The organism is Shewanella surugensis, from assembly GCF_023284005.1.
Lineage (GTDB): Bacteria > Pseudomonadota > Gammaproteobacteria > Enterobacterales > Shewanellaceae > Shewanella > Shewanella surugensis.
Map to the genome: position 1 here is coordinate 1 of NZ_JAKIKS010000219.1, position 4,214 is coordinate 4,214.

At 31.7% G+C, this 4,214-nt stretch carries 3 protein-coding genes and 1 pseudogene; all 4 read right to left on the reverse strand.

All coding sequences use genetic code 11. The annotated features are described in order from the left end of the window. Positions 1 to 515 precede the first annotated feature (515 nt). Positions 516 to 1,673 carry an MFS transporter gene (locus L2764_RS25920; protein WP_248943239.1) on the reverse strand — a complete coding sequence of 386 codons (1,158 nt, stop codon included), beginning with the start codon at positions 1,671 to 1,673 and terminating at the stop codon, positions 516 to 518. A 5-nt stretch (positions 1,674 to 1,678) separates the two neighbouring features. Next, positions 1,679 to 2,980 (reverse strand): condensation domain-containing protein, encoded by a 1,302-nt coding sequence (locus L2764_RS25925; protein WP_248943240.1) that lies wholly within the window; start codon positions 2,978 to 2,980, stop codon positions 1,679 to 1,681. Positions 2,981 to 3,287: 307 nt separating this feature from the next. After that, a pseudogene (locus tag L2764_RS25930) lies at positions 3,288 to 3,449 on the reverse strand (transposase); the annotation flags it as partial. Positions 3,450 to 3,715: 266 nt separating this feature from the next. Further along, the gene (locus L2764_RS25935; RefSeq protein ID WP_248943241.1) at positions 3,716 to 4,045 is read right to left on the reverse strand and encodes a glutathione binding-like protein; all 330 of its coding nucleotides are present in this window, start codon (positions 4,043 to 4,045) and stop codon (positions 3,716 to 3,718) included. Between the last annotated feature and the right edge of the window lie 169 nt (positions 4,046 to 4,214).

Sequence of the window (4,214 nt, forward strand, 5' to 3'; positions counted from 1 at the left end):
GAATTCGTCGCCACTGCTTATCGCTAATCATTTTACGAGACATATGAATTTCAAAGAGAAAAATTGTATCTTAATCAGCTAATCATGGCCAATTGTCAACACCCCCTAGTAACATTACTTTAATCTTTGTAGAAAAATGGCTAAACATAAGCAATCGGTTGTGAGTGATACCTAATAATACTTTTGGAAACTCGCTTAGACAAGTGCTCAGTTCTACTGCTAGGGATCACGGCTGCTCTCTGTCGTTGAAACGTGCAAGAAGCGACAGTTATCCCCGATAACAGTGGTCAGCACTATCATTCCGGCCGTGGTTGATAAAAAGGACTACCCAGACGTATTTGGGCTCATGCCAGCTTAGTCAATCCCCCTCTGGTGAATACTTACGTATCCGACCTCTTTAATTTAGAGCTGCATAATCTGAGTTTGCGACAGAACCGAGAAAAGCGTTAGACTTCGTGAATCCCTATGAATTTTTTACGGGCAAACGTGTGTCACTTATTGCTGAGATCTAGCATTTATTTAGTCAACTTTGTGACAGAACCCAATTTCTTGTATGCTATCAATTTTGCTAAGCTTGCAATTCCTACACATAGAAAGATAACTATAAATACATATTTATGCGAGTAAGTGATTACGTACACTGCGAGTAAACTTGCAATCAAAGCAATACTACTATTAATAATAGCAGTAAGAATAGTAGCAGGCCAAACTAGTCTGTGGTTTACTTGGTCAAGGGCTTTCTTCTGATAAATCGGGAATATTGACCCAATAGCAATTAATACCAAAAAAAATGGAAATATACTGTCTTGATAACTAATTAAGTTAATAAAACATCCTAATAAAGAGAGAATTACTATTATGAAATTAACCGTAATATCTGTTGATCTCAAAGTGAACTGACTAAGATAGATAGATCCAATTATACTTCCCATTACAAATGAAAAAACAAGTGCTACCTGTAGTAGCGTAAATATAACATATTCTTGTGAAAATAAAGTTACGCCTGTTGCTATCCAAACAATAAAACTTGCAAAGAATAGTGAATTAACTAGTGTGTAAGTGATAAATTTAAAATTAAATAAAAGTTGAACTACATCTGACAAATTATGACTACTCTTCCTTTGTACAACTTTCTGTTTATTAGTGAATGTAAAATATATTAAAGCAAACATTGAAAAAACAGCTTCAAAAATAAAAATACTTTTAATTAAACCTATGCTTATAAATATAGACCCAATGATAGGTCCAAGCATGATTGATCCAGCACAAATAGAAGTGATTTTATAAAAATATTTTGTAGCCTGATCACCAGGAAATTGCTGATAAATTATCGTATAGGTAATGGGAGCTAAAAACCCGACAGTAACGCCTGTTAAAAATCTAAGCAATATAAAAGCATCAGAACTCTCTACAACGAACAGTAATCCATTAATAATAATAAAAAAAACAGCTACAACCAACAGTAAGTTAATGGAATAGTTTATTTTAACGAATAATAAAAACAGCTGGGTGCATAACAACCCGAAAAACCAAACACTAACAGAGGCTATAACTACGTCAATGCTTGTATTGTACGCTATTGCAATTTCACCTACACCTGGAATGCAAATATCATTTGATAAGCACATGATAAATGTTAACGTTGCAAAAAAAATAATTAATGGATGTTTCATTACCCTTAATTCAAGCCTTTAGATTGTAATAATATGTACTCTTTAATAATTATAGATATGTTTGCTATGGTTTCATCACAACATTTTTGCATGACTACTTCCCCGTATTGTTTTGAATTGTAACATATGGAGCAGTATGTAATACCATCAAATATAAATGGTCGGACAAATATATCTCGATACCTCGGCATATCTTTGCTGAATGTTTTAGCAGCATAATATCCATTAAATTGTTCATCATCCTTAAAAATATGCATCCGACTCATATATTTTTGAAAATCACCTATATTACTATACTCAATATCAGCAGCATCCATTGATGTTAATAGATCCTTGTGAGAATCATTTCCCGATAAGATACAATATTCAAGTCCATTTTTTTCTGAGTCATGCATATTTTCAATAATATCTTTTACTTGAACAATTATATTTCTAGATGATAAATTTTTAGGAAAGAGAGGATAAGAGTACCCTAACCACCCGACTATTTTTTGTATATTTTTAAAATTTAACCTTCTACGCATATCATTATAAATTTGTATACCATATATTTTATCTGTTACATTGCGATAGTAACTATATAAAAATGCTGAAATAACTAACTGATCAAATGTAATGTTATATTTTTTAATAAAAGAAATTGTTTCTTTAGCATTTGCATCACTCATAGCGGTTTTAACAATTCTTTCATTTTCAATCGTATTATCAGCCCTAGAACTTTTATATTCAGTCCTTTTTTTCCAATATTTCAATATTCCGTGATGATCAGAGCTTATCGTTTCACTAATAAATGAATTAAGATAATCTATAGTTTTACTATCAGGTAGCGATGTATAGGTATTGTTAACAATAGCCTCATCTAGCTGACCAAGGATAATAATAGCTGATCCATTATCACTTACGTAATGGTCTGCTAGTATTATAAATTTTTGCCAATTTTTACCTTCACAAAAAATTGGAATAAATGTGGGCCCTGTTATGTTATTTATTTTTTTACTGTAGGTCTCAATTAAGTTATTAATTTCTGAAAAAATTTCGTTATCACCTACGCTATCAATAAACTTATGTTCTATTGACATTGCCTCATTTGTGCTTAATATTTTAACAGCTAGTTTATCCGAGTTTGATGGAACTGCTCTAAGGTAAGGCTGAGCATCAGCGATTTTATTTAAAGCCTTACTAATAATTTCGAACGATATTTTATACCCTGGTTTTACTTCAAGAACTCTAGCAAGATTAAATTCATATTCTCCAATATTCTGAGTGTAGAATAATTGCATGGGTAATGTGTTAAATTTATTGTTCATAACTATTCCTTATAGTTAGATATTTTTCATACTAAACTGTCTATGTAGTGATAAGATAAAAATCTTATCACTGTAATCAAAGTATCTTCATATAATTACTGTTAAGTACCTGAGTTAAAGCTATCCGACTCTTTATTATGCAAATAGCAGAATGAGAGCTCGCTCTGTTTGGGGTGATGTTTCAGGGGACCGTTTTTGATAGTTGTGATGATCCCTTAGCCTCACCGCTAATAAAATAATTATTTTTATATCAGCTTGTTATCAGTTACCACCTTCTTCTTTGGTTAAACCATTATCCTTATACTTTTAGCTGAAGAATACGCTCTTCGATCCACGCTCGCCGATGCTCATACGATTGACCAGTATATTCATCTTCACCACACAAATAAGCTCGCCTAACACAGCGAGACACGCAATGATAAAAGGAAGTGTCTTCCAAATTCACTATCGTTTTTCTTGCCGTCGGCATAAATCCATCGATTACTAATCAAAGCCTAGTTTATGCTTATAAAATAGGCAAATAATCATAAGTGTCTATATAGTCTTTTACGAAGGAGCAAAAACAAACTGGTTTTTTCCTTTCTTAACAGCTTGTTACAAGTAACTTACTGATAGTCTAATAAACTCAATTTTTCTTTTTTACAAACGCTAATAATTGCTTCCTGCTTTGCTAATATTACAAAGGTACCTAGATAGATTATTAAATGCTAAAGGTGGTTTTTTAAATTCATCAGCCTATATAGTCAACATAAATAAGGAAAAGTCACAAACAGTAATCATGTTACCGACTAAAAAGGCTTTATTTTCTAATTCATTATCTAGGAGTTGAAACATATCTGTTATTCTTTTTTCTTGTATATTCGCAATATCAGAAGCTACATTTGAACAAGTTGTATGTTTTTCAGGATAAAAATGGATCATTAATTCAGCTTGAACTGTATTTGTTAAATACATCATCCACTGAAAGAATTTTGCCCTATTTTTAGAGCCTATATTAGGGATAAAATTTGAAGAGGGATTTGACTCCACAAGGTGAATGCAAATAGCAGGGCTTTCAAAGAGCACTAGCTCATCATCTAAGTACCTGAGTATTAAATTATCATAAATTCGTTCACTATTAGAACAACGTGATAATTTCAGTACTTATCGCATCATTGAACTTGTTTGTTTATCATTATTTTTGTATAACTATCATTAGTATATGAATTATCACTTTTTATAAATGAAACAAGTT